Raw genomic sequence first — 13838 nt, 5'->3', positions numbered from 1 at the left:
AACGCCCTGAGAGGTCAGAAAGGCCGCTCCGGTCGAACAAGGGGGTTAGCCGTCAGACCCCGCAGGTGCGTGTTCGACCGGAAGCGCGTTTCAGGCGCCTGCGGGAGCGGTAAAGGCCGTTCCGGTCGAACAAGGGGGCCAGGTTAGCTAAGCCCTGCTGTACCCCGTTCGACAGAAACGGCCACCCAGCGCCCCGAAAGTCCGGAAACGCCGGTCGAACAGTGACCTACTCCTCGTCGAGGTTCTGCTCGATGAGAGCCGCGATCTTCTCTACGGCCTGCGCATTGTCCGAGGTCACGGTGACCTCGTCGCCGTACTCCGCGCCCATCGCCATGATCATCAGCGACGAGGCTGCGTCGGTCTCGTCGTCCGGGTCGTCACCGACGCGGGTGAGCACGATCTCCTCGTCGAACTCACCGGCCGCGTCAGCGATCACGGTTGCGGGGCGAGCGTGGAGGCCCACAGTGGAGCCGACCTTGACAGTCTTGGAAGCCATAGAGAAGTCCTTTCGTAAGTGGTGACTCGAGTCTACGCGGTCTGCGCAGCGTGCTCGATGGCCTTGTTGGGCCAAATCTGCTTGGCCGCGATGACCGCAGCCGCGGACACCGCCACGCCTGCGGCGAGGGCGGCGAACATGCCCCACCACGGGTCATACGCGAAGATGACGAAGATGCCGCCGTGCGGCGCCTGCACTCCCGTGCCGAGCGCCATGGACACCGCGCCGGCGGTCGCGCCGCCGAGCATCATCGACGGGATGACACGCAGCGGGTCAGCCGCGGCGAAGGGGATCGCGCCTTCGGAGACGAAGGACAGGCCGAGCAGCCAGGCGGATTTGCCGTTCTCCTGCTCCGCGGGCGTGAAGAGGGACCGGCGTAGGAACGTGGCGATGGACAGGGCGATCGGGGGCACCATGCCGGAAATCATGACGGCGGCCATGATCTGGAAGCTCGACTCGGTTCCGGCGGACAGGCCCGCGGTGCCGAAGAGGTAGGCGGCCTTGTTCACCGGCCCGCCGAGGTCGAAGCACATCATCATGCCGATGATCACGCCGAGCAGGATCGCGGACGACCCGCTCATGGATTCCAGCCACCCCTGCAGGCCCTCCATGATCGCCCCGAGTGGGCGGCCGAGCAGCAGGAACATCAAAAGGCCGATGGCGAGCGAGGTCAACAGCGGAATGATCACCACCGGCATGAGTGAGCCGAGCCAGCGCGGCACTGTCCACGACTGAATCCAGTACGCGATCACTCCGGCGAGGATGCCGGTGACGAGGCCGCCGATGAACCCAGCGCCGAGCAGTACGGAGCTCGCGCCGCCGATGAACCCGGGGGCGATGCCGGGCCTGCCCGCGAGCCCGTAGCCGATGTAACCGGATAGTGCCGAGACCACGAATCCCATGCCCATTTGGCCCGTGGCAAACAGCACGGCGCCCAGGTAGAGCAGCCACCCGGAGCGCTCGAACGTCATCACGGCGCCGTCCACGTTGACCTGGTTTCCGGGCAGGTTGGTGGGGGAGAACTGCGTGGCAATCGCCTGCCACCCGTTGGCCATGTCGTAGCCGCCGATGAGGAATCCGAGCGCGAGCAGGAGGCCGCCGGCGGCGACGAACGGGACCATGTAGGACACGCCGGTCATCACCGCCTGCTGGATGCGCTTCGGCCAGCTGTCGGTGCTCTGGCGCGCGGCGTCGCCGTCGTCACCCGCGGACGTCGATGCCTTGACGACGTCCGCGTCCGGGTCGTCCGCCGCGGCGACGGCGGCGTCGATCAGCGCGTCGGGGGAGTCGATGCCGCGCTTGACGGGGGCGTTGATCAGCGGTTTGCCGGCGAAGCGGCCCTGGCCGCGCACGGCGACGTCGTGGGCGAAGATGACGGCGTCTGCGTCGCGGATAAAGGAGTCTTCGAGGGCGTCGTAGCCGGAGGAACCCTGGGGTTCGACGCGCAGGTCGACGTCGTCACGCTTCTGCGCGGCCTGAACCAGGGCGTCGGCGGCCATGTAAGTGTGCGCGATGCCGGTGGGGCACGAAGTCACCGCGGCGATCCTGTACACCCGCTTCGGCGGCTCGGGCGCTCCGCCGACGACGGCGATGATCTCCGCGACGGCGTCGTTCGGGGTCGCGGCTGCGCGCAGCTTATCGACGAACTCCCCACGCACCAGGGCCCTGGCCAAGGTGGACAGGATTTTCAGGTGTTCCTTGCCGCCGCCTTCGGGCGCGGCGATAAGGAACACCAGGTCCGCGTCCCCGTCCGGGCCGCCGAAGTCGACCGGACGGGCCAGCCGGGCGAAGGCGAGGGTGGGCGTGGCGACGGCGGAGGAGCGCACGTGCGGGATGGCGACGCGGCCGGGAACACCCGTCGGGGCTTTGGCTTCGCGCTCGATGGCGCCGTCGGCAAGCGCGGCCGCGTCGGTGGTGCGGCCGGCGGAGGCAACCATGCCTGCCAGGCGGGTGATGACATCGGTGGGGGCGGATCCGAAATCGACGTCGAGGCCGACGAGTTCGGGGGTGATTAACTGGGGGCTCATGGCGTCAGTCCTTCTCGGAGGTGGAGAGCGGGAAAACGTCTGTGTGGGCGAGGTCGATCTCGGCCGGCGAGGGGATGCCGGTGGCGGGCTTCGCGGCCGCCGCCGAGCCGTAGGCAACGCTGCGGCGCAGGCATTCCGCGGGCGCTTCCCCCGCGACGCGCGCCATGATGTAGCCGGCCAGCGCCGAGTCGCCCGCGCCGACGGTGGACTGCGCGGCGGCGGGGGGAGCGGTGGCGGCCCAGGCGCCGGACCCGGTGACCAGCACCGCTCCGGCTGCACCCAGGGTGACCACGACCTCCTTGACGCCGGCGGAGCGCAGGGTTTCTGCGTGGGCGCTGATCTCCGCGTAGTCGCCGCGGGCGGCCTGCTGCTCGAGCTCGCGGCCAGTGGTCCCGGAGTCGGTGAGCTGGGCGAGCTCGAATGCGTTGGGCTTCATCACGTCGGGCGCGGCGTCGGCAAGGTGGGCGCTCAGCGCCACAAGCGGCTTGTCGGAGGTGTCGATGGCGACGACCGCCCCCGGGCAGGCCTTGCGGATCTGGCGCGCGAGCGTGGCGTACCAGTCCAGCGGTGCGCCGGGCGGCAGGGAGCCGGCCATGACGACCGCGTCCGCTCCGCCCTCGGCCATGGTGGAGATGACGGTGTCCGTGATGCGGGCGACGTCGGCGCTGCCGAGCAGTGGGCCGGTCTCGTTGATTTTCGTGGTGCGGCCGCCGCGCTCCGACAGTGTTGTGTTGGTGCGGACGGTGCCGTCGATGGGCACCGTCTTGAGCGGAACGTCCGCCGTGCGGCACAGCAGAGTGAACGGGTCTGTCGGCCCGCAGGGCGCGATGGCCAGCGTGGGCTGGCCCGCCTGTGCGCAGGCGCGGGCGACGTTGATGCCTTTGCCCCCGGCCTCGCGGCAAGCTCGGAGGGCGCGGTTGACGCCACCCACCTCTAGAGAGTCGAGCTCGAGTGTGGCGTCGATGCTCGGGTTGGGAGTGAAGGTGACTATCACTGCGGGGCTCCTCGGGGTCTCGTTACCCCCGATTCTTTCCGAATGTGCCCGGTTGGTCAAGAGGGGGTAGTTTCTCCCCCTGCCAGAATGACCTCGACGCCGTGCTGGGCGAGCTCGTCCAGGATCGATTGCGGGGCGGCGTCGTCGGTGATGACTACGTCGACGTCGTCAAGCGGGGCGAAGCTGACCAGGTAGTCGTTGCCGAGCTTCGAGGAGTCGCACAGCACGACCACTGTGCGCGCGTTGGTCACCATCGCGGACTTGATCGCCGCCTCTTGCGCGTCCGCCGTGGACAGACCGTGCTCGACGCTCAGCGCGTTGGTGCCAATAAACGCCACGTCGGCGCGCAGAAGGGCGAGGGAGCGCAGCGCCGTAGGTCCCACCACCGCCTGCGTAATCGCGCGGACAGACCCGCCGAGCAGCTGGACGTGGGGCAGCTGCGCCGCGGACAGATCCAGGGCGATCGGGATGGAGTTGGTCACGATCTGCCAGGAGGGCGCGTGCGGGTGCGTGGCGATGATGCTGGCGAGCGCGTGAATCGTTGTGCCGGAGTCGAGGAAGATCCCGCCCTCGGGGTGGTCCGGAAGGAAAGCGAGCGCCGCGCGCGCGATTGCCGATTTCGCCGAGGATGCGGAGCGGAACCTCGTGTCGAGCGGAAACTCCGTAGTGAGGTAGGACTGGCTGGCCACGGCCCCGCCGTGGACGCGCTGGATCACGCCGTCCCGGTTCAGTGCCGCGAGGTCGCGCCTAATGGTCTCCGCCGTGACGCCGAATTTCTGTGCAAGCTCCGTGACGTTGACCCGGCCCTCGACGGCGGTCAACGACGCGATCTGTCGCCTGCGTTCTTCTGCGTACATGCCTGGGCCGTCCTTGGGGCTGAGAGGGGAGTAAACCGTCTGCCATTGTTCCAAACAAAACCTGCCCGGTTGGGTGTGTTTGTGTTTGCATGCCCCCAAGCGGGGCTACATACGGGGGCGGAGGGGACCTAGAGGGTCCGGAAAACGGACACGACCCGCCCCATGATCTGTGCCTCGTCTCCCTTGATGGGGGAGAACGCGTCGTTGTGGGGCAGCAGCCACACCCCGGAGGAGTCGCGGTGGAACTCCTTGACCGTCGCTTCGCCGTCGAGAAGCGCGGCGACAAACTCGCCCTCCTCCGCTACCGGCTGGGCACGCACGACGACCCAGTCCCCGTCGAGGATGCCGGCGTCGCGCATCGACTCGCCGACGACCTGGAGCATGTAGAGCTCGCCCTCGCCCAGCAGCTCCTGCGGGAGGGGGAAGTAGCTGTCGATGTTCTGCTCCGCCAGGATGGGGGAGCCTGCCGCGATGCGGCCTACCACCGGGACGAAGCGCGGCTGCGACGCATCCTCGGGGGCGACGACGTCCTCGGCGGTGGACTTCCGGGGCTTCGCAGAATCGGGCAGGTGGCGCAAATCTACGGCACGGGGCTTATTGGGGTCGCGCCGGAGGAAGCCCTTCTTCTCCAGTTCCTTGAGCTGGTAGGCGACCGAAGACGTGGACTGCAGCCCGGCGGCGTCGCCGATCTCGCGGATGCTGGGTGGGTACCCGCGCAGCACAACCGCGTCCTGTATCACCTCCAGGATCCGGCGCTGCCGGTCGGACAGGACACTCATGTCAAGCGTGCTCGGGTCGTCTTTCTTGCGGGGCATCGGTTCTCCTCTACTTTCATCGCTACTTCATCGGTACTTCATCGGCGGCGCATCATCGGGCGTGCTTGCAAAGCTACCAGAAGTGGCAAGTTTGTTCGACATTCTTGGCGCGACACTGGACACGTGTTGGACAAGGTGCTATAAATCGAACATAGAGACGGCATCGAACATGTGAACGGTAGCTTGTTCGACGGTGTCCGACTCGCCCTTAGAGTTAAAGGCAACACAACAAAGGAGACAATCATGACCATCCAGATCGATCGTGCCAGCACTGCTCACACTCCCCACACGGCCCACCCGGCCCGGGCTACTACAGTCGCGGTGTGGGACGTCGCCCCCGAGACGCACACGCGCGCGCACTCAACCCGTGTTCGAACCCTCAGTCCACATAATCGAACTCATGAGCGTGTTCCTCGCCTGCCACGGCCCACGGAAATCCCGGCTGAGACCGCATTCGAATCCCGCCACGAAAACCGCGCGGATATTCTCATGGGCGCCGTTCTCGGTCTCGCGCTGATCCTCGGTTCGGCGGCCGGTGGCGCATTCTCCGCGGACCCGGCGGACCAGGGCCATGGGGCGGCGCACGACGTCGTCTCGGCGCAGGTGCGCTAGCTCCCAGCGCTAGGATCTGGCTCTAGGTTCTGGCGCTCGTCCGGGGGTAGTATCGGGGGCATGCACTGCCCGTTTTGCCACCACGAACAGTCGAGGGTTCTCGATTCCCGCGTCATCGACGCCGGGTCCGCCATCCGTCGCCGGAGAGAGTGTGCGAACTGCGGAGGGAGATTCACCACGGTGGAAAAGGCCATCCTCATGGTGGTCAAGCGCAACGGGGTCAGCGAGCCGTTTGATCGCGACAAGCTCATCAGCGGCGTCCGCCGCGCCTGCCAAGGCCGCGACGTGTCCGACGACGCGCTCAAGCGCCTCGCCCAACAGGTGGAGGAGACGGTGCGTAGTCACGGTAGCTCGCAGGTCGACGCCAACGATGTCGGCCTCGCCGTCCTCGAGCCGCTTCGCGCACTCGACGAGGTCGCATACCTGCGCTTCGCGTCCGTCTACAAGTCCTTTGAGTCGGCTGACGACTTCGAGTCGGAAATCCGTCTCATGCGGCGACGGGACAGGGAGAACTTCTGACCCGCCGCCGGCTCGTTAGCGTAGCGCGTCGACCATCTTCTCTATCCGTCTTTGGCTGACGGGCTTCGGGGTGCCCAGGCGCTGCGCGAACAAGCTGACACGCAGCTCCTCGATCTGCCACAGGATGTCCCTCACAGCCCGGGTCTTCTCCCGGCCGCGGGGGAGTGAGCGCAGCTTCGCGTCGAGGTAGCGGCGCGTCGACGCGACGATGTCTTGGCGCTCGGCGTCCCTGTCGGGATCAAGCGCCATGTCCTCCAACCGGATCCGCATCGCTTCGATGTAGCGGGGCACGTGCTGCAGATGCTCCATCCCGTGCGTGGCGATCGCGTGCGGCGGGAAGTAGAACGCCAGCTGCCCGCGCATGTCATCGATCGCCGGGCCGCTCCACTTCTCGAGCTCCGTCGACATGTTCGCGAACTGCACCAGGGAGGGCGCTACCGCGACTACATTTTGGCGCACGCCGAAGGGCACCTGCGGTTTGAGCTCGGTGACCAGGGCCTCGAACTGCTCGGGGGAACGCACGGGGCCACCCGCCGCGAACATGAGGTCGCGGATGGTGGCCACCCGGGCGTCCTCGACAAGCCCGGCCGCCCCGCCGTGCGGGTAGTTGTCCACTGCGACCTTCTGACGCAGCGGCAGCCCCTTCGTCATCTGCCCGGCGTTGACGGGGATCTCCCGCAGCAGCAGCGTCAACGTGGCCGTCACCATGGACGCATCCGCCGCGGCCTTTGTCGGGTGGACGGTCACCTTGACGCCGTCGGCGGTGGCTTCTAACGCGGGGTAGGCGTCGACTGCGTTACCCTCGATGGTGGTGCTCACCGTCTCCGGGACCGCGCCCAGCGTGTCGGCTGTCCACTTCGCGGCGGTGGCCGTTTCCGAGGCGCGGCTCGCCTTGGACACCGACGAGCGGATCTTGCCGGCCTGGCGCCGCTTGAGCGCGCTGAGATCCTTGTCGTGGTCGATGACGCGGCCGCGCTTGTCCACGGCGGCGAACGTCACCTTCAGGTGGTCCGGCAGCGCCTCGGGGCGGAAATCGGACGCGTTGATTCCTGCACCCCCGAGAGCTCGGAGCGCCTCGGCGAGGTCGTCGGTCAGCGGCGTAGAAGGCGTCCCGGACGGCTCAAGCCGGGCGAGCGCCATCCTGGCGAAATCGGGTGCGGGGACGACGGAGCGTCGCAACGCTTTCGGCAGGGTGCGGATGAGCTCGGTGACCAGCTCGAGGCGCAGCCCGGGGACGAGCCAGTCGAACCCGGCCGCCTCGAGCCCCGCGAGAAGCGGGACGGGCACTTCCACGGTGACGCCGTCGAACGGGTCCCCCGGCTCGAACGTGTAGCGCAGCGGATAGTCGATGGAGCCCTGCCGCCAGGTCGTGGGGAAGGAGTCGGCGGAGGCGTCGACGTCGCCGCGCAACAGCTCGTCTGGGTCGAAGTCCAGGTAGGAGGGGTCCTCGCGGCGCTTTGCCTTCCACCACGAGTCGAAGTGGCGCGCGGTGGTCACATCGGCGGGTAGGCGCGCGTCGTAGAAGTCGAACAACGTGTCCTCGTCCACCACGATTCCGCGGCGGCGCACCTTGTCCTCCACCGCGGCGGCGTCGGCAAGCAGGGCCTCGTTGTGGTCGATGAATGTGTGGTGGCGGTTCCAATCACCCCCGATGAGCGCGTGGCGGATGAACATGTTTCGCGCCCCGGGCCCATCCACGCGGTGGTAGGGCACCAGCCGGTCCCGCACGATGGGCAGGCCGTAGAGCAGGGAGGTCTGGTGCACCATCGCGGCCGAGCGCTTGCGCGACCACACCGGCTCGGAGTAGTTGTGCTTGAGCAGGTCGCCGGCGGCGGCCTCCACCCACTCCGGCTTGATTCTGGCCACGTCGCGCGCCCAGAGCCGGGAGGTTTCCACCAGCTCCGCGGCCATGAGGAACTCCGGCGGCTTTTTCGCCAGCACTGAGCCGGGAAAGACCATGAAACGCGTGCCGCGCGCACCCTGGAACTCCTTGGAGTTTCCGTCGCGCGCGCCGATGTTGGACAGCAGCCCCGTGAGCAGGGACTTGTGGATGGCATCTAGGTCGCGCTCGCCCACGACGTTTTCCGCGCGGGACCACCCGAGCTGCTTTTCCACGTCGCGCAGCTGGCGCACTAGGTCGTACCACTCGCGGATACGCATGTAGTGCAGGTATTCGCGGCGCATCCGGGTGCGGAACGCGTTGCCGGAGAGCTCGTCGCGGGACTCGTTGATATAGTCCCAGAGCTTCAGCGCCGAGGCGAAGTCGGAGGTCGGGTCCTTGAACCGGGCGTGCGCCTGGTCCGCCTGGGCCTGAAACTCCAGCGGACGTTCGCGCACGTCCTGAATGGTCATGTACGCGACGATGACCGTGGTGTCATCCAGCACGCCGAGGCGGTTGGCCTCGACCAGCATGCGCGCCATCTTCGGGTCGACCGGGATGCGCGCGATATCGCGCCCGACGGGAGTAAGGGTCGGCGCGCCGTCGCGCTCCTTGTCAGAGATCGCCCCGAGCTCGTGGAGCACCATCAGGCCGTCGCGGATGGACTTCTGATCCGGCGGCTGCAAGAAGGGGAATTCACTGACATCCCCCAGGCGCAGCGAGATCATCTGCAGGATCACGCTGGCCAGGTTGGTGCGCAGGATCTCCGGGTCGGTGAACTCGGGCCTCGCGTCGAAGTTCTCTTCCGAGTACAGGCGGATCGCGATGCCGTCGGCCACGCGCCCGGAGCGGCCCGAGCGCTGGTTCGCGGAGGCCTGCGAGATCTCCTCGATGGGCAGGCGCTGCACCTTCGTGCGCGTGGAGTAGCGGGAAATCCTGGCCAGCCCCGTGTCCACCACGTAGTGGATGCCGGGCACGGTCAGCGACGTCTCGGCGATGTTGGTCGACAGGACAATGCGGCGGCCGGTGTGCGGGGAGAACACCCGGTGCTGCTCCGCGTTCGACAGCCGCCCGAACAGCGGCGTGACCTCCACGCCGCGCCAGCGCTTCTTCTCAATGGCCTCCATGCAGTCGCGGATGTCGCGCTCGGAGGAAAAGAAGCACAGGATGTCGCCGTCGCCTTCGCGCATGAGCTCCTCGACGGCAGCGACGACGCCGTCGATCATGTCGATGTCGACGTCCTTGCCCTCGACCTGCTCCACGAGCGGCCGGTAGCGGATCTCCACCGGGTAGGTTCGCCCCGAGACCTCGATGACCGGCGCGGGTGTGCCGTCGGCGGAGGCGAAGTGCCGGGCGAAACGCTCCGGGTCGATCGTCGCCGAGGTGATGATGACCTTGAGGTCCGGCCGCTTCGGCAGCAGCCGCTTGAGGTAGCCGAGGAGGAAGTCGATGTTGAGGGAGCGCTCGTGCGCCTCGTCGATGATGATCGTGTCGTAGGCGTTGAGGAAGCGGTCGCGCTGCATCTCGGCGAGCAGGATGCCGTCGGTCATCAGCTTGACGGCGGTGGTGGGGGAGACGCGGTCGTCGAAACGGATTGCGTAGCCGACGCTGTCGCCGATCTTCTGGCCGAGCTCGTCGGCGATGCGCTCGGCCACCGTCCGCGCGGCCAGGCGGCGCGGCTGCGTGTGGCCGATCAGGCCGCGGCGCCCGCGGCCGAGCTCCAGGAGCATCTTCGGGATCTGCGTCGTCTTGCCGGAGCCGGTCTCGCCCGCGATGACCACCACCTGGTGGTCGCGGATGAGCTCCATGATGTCCTCGCGGCGCGCGGACACCGGCAGCTGCTCGGGGTAGGTGATGTCGCCGATGGAGCTCGCACGCTTATCGACGACCGCCGCCGCGGCGTCGATGTCGAGGGCAATCGCGGCAAAAGCCTCGGGGGAGCGCGCCTTATCCAGGCGGCGTTTGAACCGGCGGACCTCGCTGAGCGGGACGGTGTCGAGACGGCGAATGAGGTCGGCGCGGGAAGGGTGTGAAGAATCGTTCATATCTGCCGAACAAGTTTAGCTTGGCAGCAGATGTTTGCCCTTCCGCACGGCCCGGGCGTGCGCACGGGTGATCAGTTCGCCGAGTGCCTGGTGCTCCGCCGCCCGGGCCGAGGAGGGTCGGCTCACCAGCCCGATGGCGCGCTCCGCCGTCACCGACGCGTCGAATGTGGCAAGTCCCAGACCCGGGCGGGCGCACTCGGAGGCCACGGCCGACTCCGGCACCAGGGTGGAACCCAGGCCGGCGACGACCAGCTGCATGATGGTGGTCAGCGAGGAGGCGCGCGTGGCGTACTCGGCGTTGCCGGGGTGGCCGGTGTGCGCGATCCGGCACAGGTCGACGATCTGGTCGCGCAAGCAGTGGCCGTCGTCAAGCAGGAGCAGATCCAGCTCGCCGAGCGCATCGAGGCTGAGGTCGCGGCGGCCCGCGAACGGGTGATCCTCCGGGGTGACAATGACGAACTTCTCGCGGAACAGCTCCGTCTCGCGCATGCCGGGGAAGCCGGAGGGCACGGCCAGGATGGCCACGTCGATCGAGCCGTCGCGCAGCTGCTCGATGAGCGCGCCGGTCTGCTCCTCGACGATGAGCGGCTTCAAATCCGGGTAATGCTTCGCGGCCTCGCGGAGGAGCTCGGGGAGGATGTAGGGGGTCAGCGTCGGGATGACGCCCATCGTCAACGTGCCCGAGAGCACCCCGAGGGCTCCGCGGGAACGGGTGACGAATGCGTCCGCGGCTTCGAGGGTGGCGCGTGCGAGCGGAAGCAGTTCCTCGCCCACGGGGGTGACAATCACCTTGCGGGTGGAGCGCTCGATGAGCTGGATTCCCAGGCCCGTCTCCAGGGCGACGAGCGCCTGGGACAGCGAGGGCTGGGAGATGTTGAGCTTGCTCGCAGCCGTGCCGAAGTGCTTGTTCTCCGCGATGGTGACGAAGGTGCGCAGCTGCGCGAGCGTCGGCCGGTACTCTTTATTGCTCATGCCTATGACAGTACTTCACCGTGATAAGCCGTTTGGTTAGATACGTCAAACTTTTTTCATCTCCAGGGCAGACAGCCTCACCTCGCCCGCGGCGTCGGACGCGTCGAGATCCACCACGCCGTGCAGCTGGAACGCGTTGTCCCCCTCCGGGTCCTTGAGCACCTGCACCACCGACCACTGCCGCGTGTTGTCGCCCGTGATGCGGAAGTACTCGGGGCCGCGCGCGTCCGCGTCGATGACGACGTCGTCGTAGGCGTCGAAGTAGTCGTCCATCTCGGCGGGCCAGTCGGGCGCGCGTCCGGGCAGGGCATCGTCGTCCAGGTAGGCCACCATGTCCTCGAGCTGCTCCTCCTTCTCCAGCGCGAACAGCTCCGCGAGGCGGAAGAAGTAGTTGCGCACCATGACTTTGAAGGCGCGGCGGTTCGCGGTGAGCGCGGTCGGGTCCTCCACGCCGAACGCGAGTTCCCGGGCGAGCGCCTCCTGCGAGATTGGAGAGTTGTCGTCGGCCATGTGGGCCCACTCGTCGAGAAGCGAGGAGTCGACCTGGCGGATGAGCTCGCCCAGCCAGGCGATGATGTCGTCCAGCTCGTCGTTGCTGTACGCCTCGGGGATGGAGTGCGACAGCGTGCGCCAGGCGTCGGTGAGGTAGCGCAGGACCACACCCTCCGAGCGGGCGAGGCCGTAGGTGGCGATGAGGTCGGAAAACGTCATGGCGTGCTCGATCATGTCGCGCACGACCGACTTGGGGGAGAGCTCGAATTCCTTGGCCCACGGGTTGCCTTGGCTAAACGTCTCAAACGCGTCGTGCAGCTCGTCGTCCAGCGGCTTGGGGTAGGTGACCTCCTCGATGAGTGCCATGCGCTCCGTGTAGTCCACCCCGTCCGCCTTCAGCGCGGCGATCTCCTCCCCGCGCGCCGCTGACTGCTGGGCCTGGAGGAGCTGACGGGGGTCATCCAAAATCGCCTCGAACGTGGAGATCACGTCCAGCGTGTACGTCTCCGACTCCGGGTCGAGCACGGACAAAAACGCGAGCGCGAACGGGGACAGCGGCTGGTTGAGCGCGAAGTCCCGGTCCAGCTCCCGCGTGAGCGTGTACGGGCGCATAGCCGGCGAATCCGGGGTGCGCTCGACCACGTCTGCGTTGATGAGGCCGCGGAAGAGCTCGAGCGCGGTGAGGATGTCCCGGTTCTGCTTCGCGCGGCTGTCGTGGTTGCCGCGCAGCAGGTTCTTCATGTGCTCGTAGCCGTCGCCCGGGCGCGCCACCACGTTGAGCAGCATGGAGTTGGACACCCGGAACTGGCTGGTCAGCTCCTCGGGCTCGGCCGTGGTGAGCCGCTGGAAGGTCTTCTCCGACCACGACACCTCGCCGTCGCGGGCTGACTTTTTGCGGATCTTCTTGAGCTTTTTCGGGTCGTCTCCCGCCTTGCGGCGCAGCTTGACGTTCTCGATCTCGTGCTCGGGCGCCTCCACCACCACGGTGCCCTCGGTGTCGAACCCGGCGCGGCCGGCGCGGCCCGCAATCTGGTGGAATTCGCGCGACTTCAAAATGCGCTGGCGGGTGCCGTCGTACTTCGCCAGCCCCGTCAAAAGCACCGTGCGGATGGGCACGTTAATGCCCACCCCCAAGGTGTCCGTGCCGCAGATGATCTTGAGCAGGCCCGTCTGCGAGAGCTTTTCGACGAGCCTCCGGTACTTCGGCAGCATACCCGCATGGTGCACGCCGATCCCGCGGCGCAGCAGCCCGGAGAGGGTCTTGCCGAAGGTGGTGGTAAACCGGAAGTCCCCGATCTCCTCGGCGATGCGCTTCTTCTCCTCGGCTGTGACCACGTTCATGCTGGTCAGCGCCTGGGCGCGCTCGGTGGCCTCGCGCTGGGAGAAGTGGACTACGTAGATGGGGGCCTTGCCGCCCTCCAGCAGCTCCTCCAGCGTCTCGTGCACCGGGGTGAACACGTAGTGGAAGTCCAGCGGCACTGGGCGCTCCGAGCCGCCGACGAAGGTGGTCGTGCGGCCCGTGCGTCGCGTCAGGTCCTCCTCCAGCCACGCCGTGTCGCCGAGGGTGGCCGACATGAGCAGGAACTGCGCGCGCGGCAGCTCAAGCAGGGGCACCTGCCACGCCCAGCCCCGGTCGGGATCGGAGTAGTAGTGGAACTCATCCATGACCACCTGGTCGATGGCGGCGTTTGTGCCCTCGCGCAGGGCGATGTTGGCCACGATTTCTGCGGTGGCCGCGATGATCGGCGCGTTGCCGTTAACGGTGGCGTCACCCGTCATCATGCCGACGTTCTCCGCGCCGAAGATCTCGCACAGAGCGAAGAACTTCTCGCTCACCAGCGCCTTGATCGGCGCCGTGTAGAAGGTGCGCTGGCCGCGCGCCATGGCGATGAAGTGCGCCGCGTTGGCCACCATCGACTTGCCCGAGCCGGTCGGGGTGGCCAGGATGACGTTGTCGCCGGCGAGCAGGGCCAGCGACGCCTCCTCCTGGGCGGGGTAGAGCGTGATCCCGCGGCCGCGTGTCCAGGTGGTGAAGACGTCCCACACCACGTCGTCGAAAAGCGGATCGGGAACCTGGGCGAGGTCGGGCAGCATGGCTGCCAGGGTCTGGATCGACGGGCGGGCTACGGG

General features: G+C 67.5%; 10 protein-coding genes. 2 read left to right on the top strand and 8 right to left on the bottom strand.

Annotation, left to right across the window (positions count from 1 at the left end; genetic code table 11):
• Positions 1-226 precede the first annotated feature (226 nt).
• From BLS40_RS03690 to lexA, 5 genes are all read right to left on the bottom strand, one after another.
• Positions 227-496, bottom strand: a complete 270-nt coding sequence (locus BLS40_RS03690) for an HPr family phosphocarrier protein (RefSeq protein ID WP_092148873.1) — start codon at positions 494-496, stop codon at positions 227-229.
• A gap of 32 nt (positions 497-528) precedes the next feature.
• Complete coding sequence (locus BLS40_RS03685) at positions 529-2523, bottom strand: PTS fructose transporter subunit IIABC (protein WP_092148870.1); 1995 nt, start codon at positions 2521-2523, stop codon at positions 529-531.
• A gap of 4 nt (positions 2524-2527) precedes the next feature.
• A complete protein-coding gene (locus BLS40_RS03680) occupies positions 2528-3517 on the bottom strand; it encodes a 1-phosphofructokinase family hexose kinase (protein WP_092148867.1) in 990 nt (329 codons plus the stop codon).
• Between the two features lie 56 nt (positions 3518-3573).
• Positions 3574-4374 (bottom strand): DeoR/GlpR family DNA-binding transcription regulator, encoded by an 801-nt coding sequence (locus BLS40_RS03675; protein ID WP_092148864.1) that lies wholly within the window; start codon positions 4372-4374, stop codon positions 3574-3576.
• Between the two features lie 128 nt (positions 4375-4502).
• A complete protein-coding gene (gene lexA, locus BLS40_RS03670) occupies positions 4503-5189 on the bottom strand; it encodes a transcriptional repressor LexA (protein ID WP_092148861.1) in 687 nt (228 codons plus the stop codon).
• Positions 5190-5678: 489 nt separating this feature from the next.
• On the opposite strand from lexA, the gene BLS40_RS11305 reads away from it, so the two are divergent.
• Both BLS40_RS11305 and nrdR read left to right on the top strand, forming a co-directional pair.
• Positions 5679-5801 (top strand): hypothetical protein, encoded by a 123-nt coding sequence (locus tag BLS40_RS11305; RefSeq protein WP_269456793.1) that lies wholly within the window; start codon positions 5679-5681, stop codon positions 5799-5801.
• A 60-nt stretch (positions 5802-5861) separates the two neighbouring features.
• Positions 5862-6320, top strand: coding sequence for a transcriptional regulator NrdR (nrdR, locus tag BLS40_RS03665; protein WP_092148858.1), 459 nt, complete (start codon positions 5862-5864; stop codon positions 6318-6320).
• 15 nt (positions 6321-6335) lie between these two features.
• Here the strand turns inward: nrdR and hrpA are convergent, their stop codons facing one another.
• The 3 genes from hrpA to BLS40_RS03650 are packed head-to-tail and all read right to left on the bottom strand — an operon-like array spanning position 6336 to position 13802.
• Complete coding sequence (hrpA, locus tag BLS40_RS03660) at positions 6336-10244, bottom strand: ATP-dependent RNA helicase HrpA (protein WP_092148855.1); 3909 nt, start codon at positions 10242-10244, stop codon at positions 6336-6338.
• A 15-nt stretch (positions 10245-10259) separates the two neighbouring features.
• Positions 10260-11216 (bottom strand): hydrogen peroxide-inducible genes activator, encoded by a 957-nt coding sequence (locus BLS40_RS03655; protein WP_092148852.1) that lies wholly within the window; start codon positions 11214-11216, stop codon positions 10260-10262.
• A 45-nt stretch (positions 11217-11261) separates the two neighbouring features.
• On the bottom strand, positions 11262-13802 hold the full coding sequence (locus tag BLS40_RS03650; RefSeq protein ID WP_092152132.1) for a DEAD/DEAH box helicase: 2541 nt from the start codon (positions 13800-13802) through the stop codon (positions 11262-11264).
• Between the last annotated feature and the right edge of the window lie 36 nt (positions 13803-13838).

It is taken from the genome of Corynebacterium mycetoides (genome assembly GCF_900103625.1).
In the GTDB taxonomy this organism is placed as follows: Bacteria; Actinomycetota; Actinomycetes; order Mycobacteriales; family Mycobacteriaceae; genus Corynebacterium; species Corynebacterium mycetoides.
Note: the sequence above shows the minus strand (reverse complement) of the source record. Positions and strands in the feature narration are given on the sequence as shown.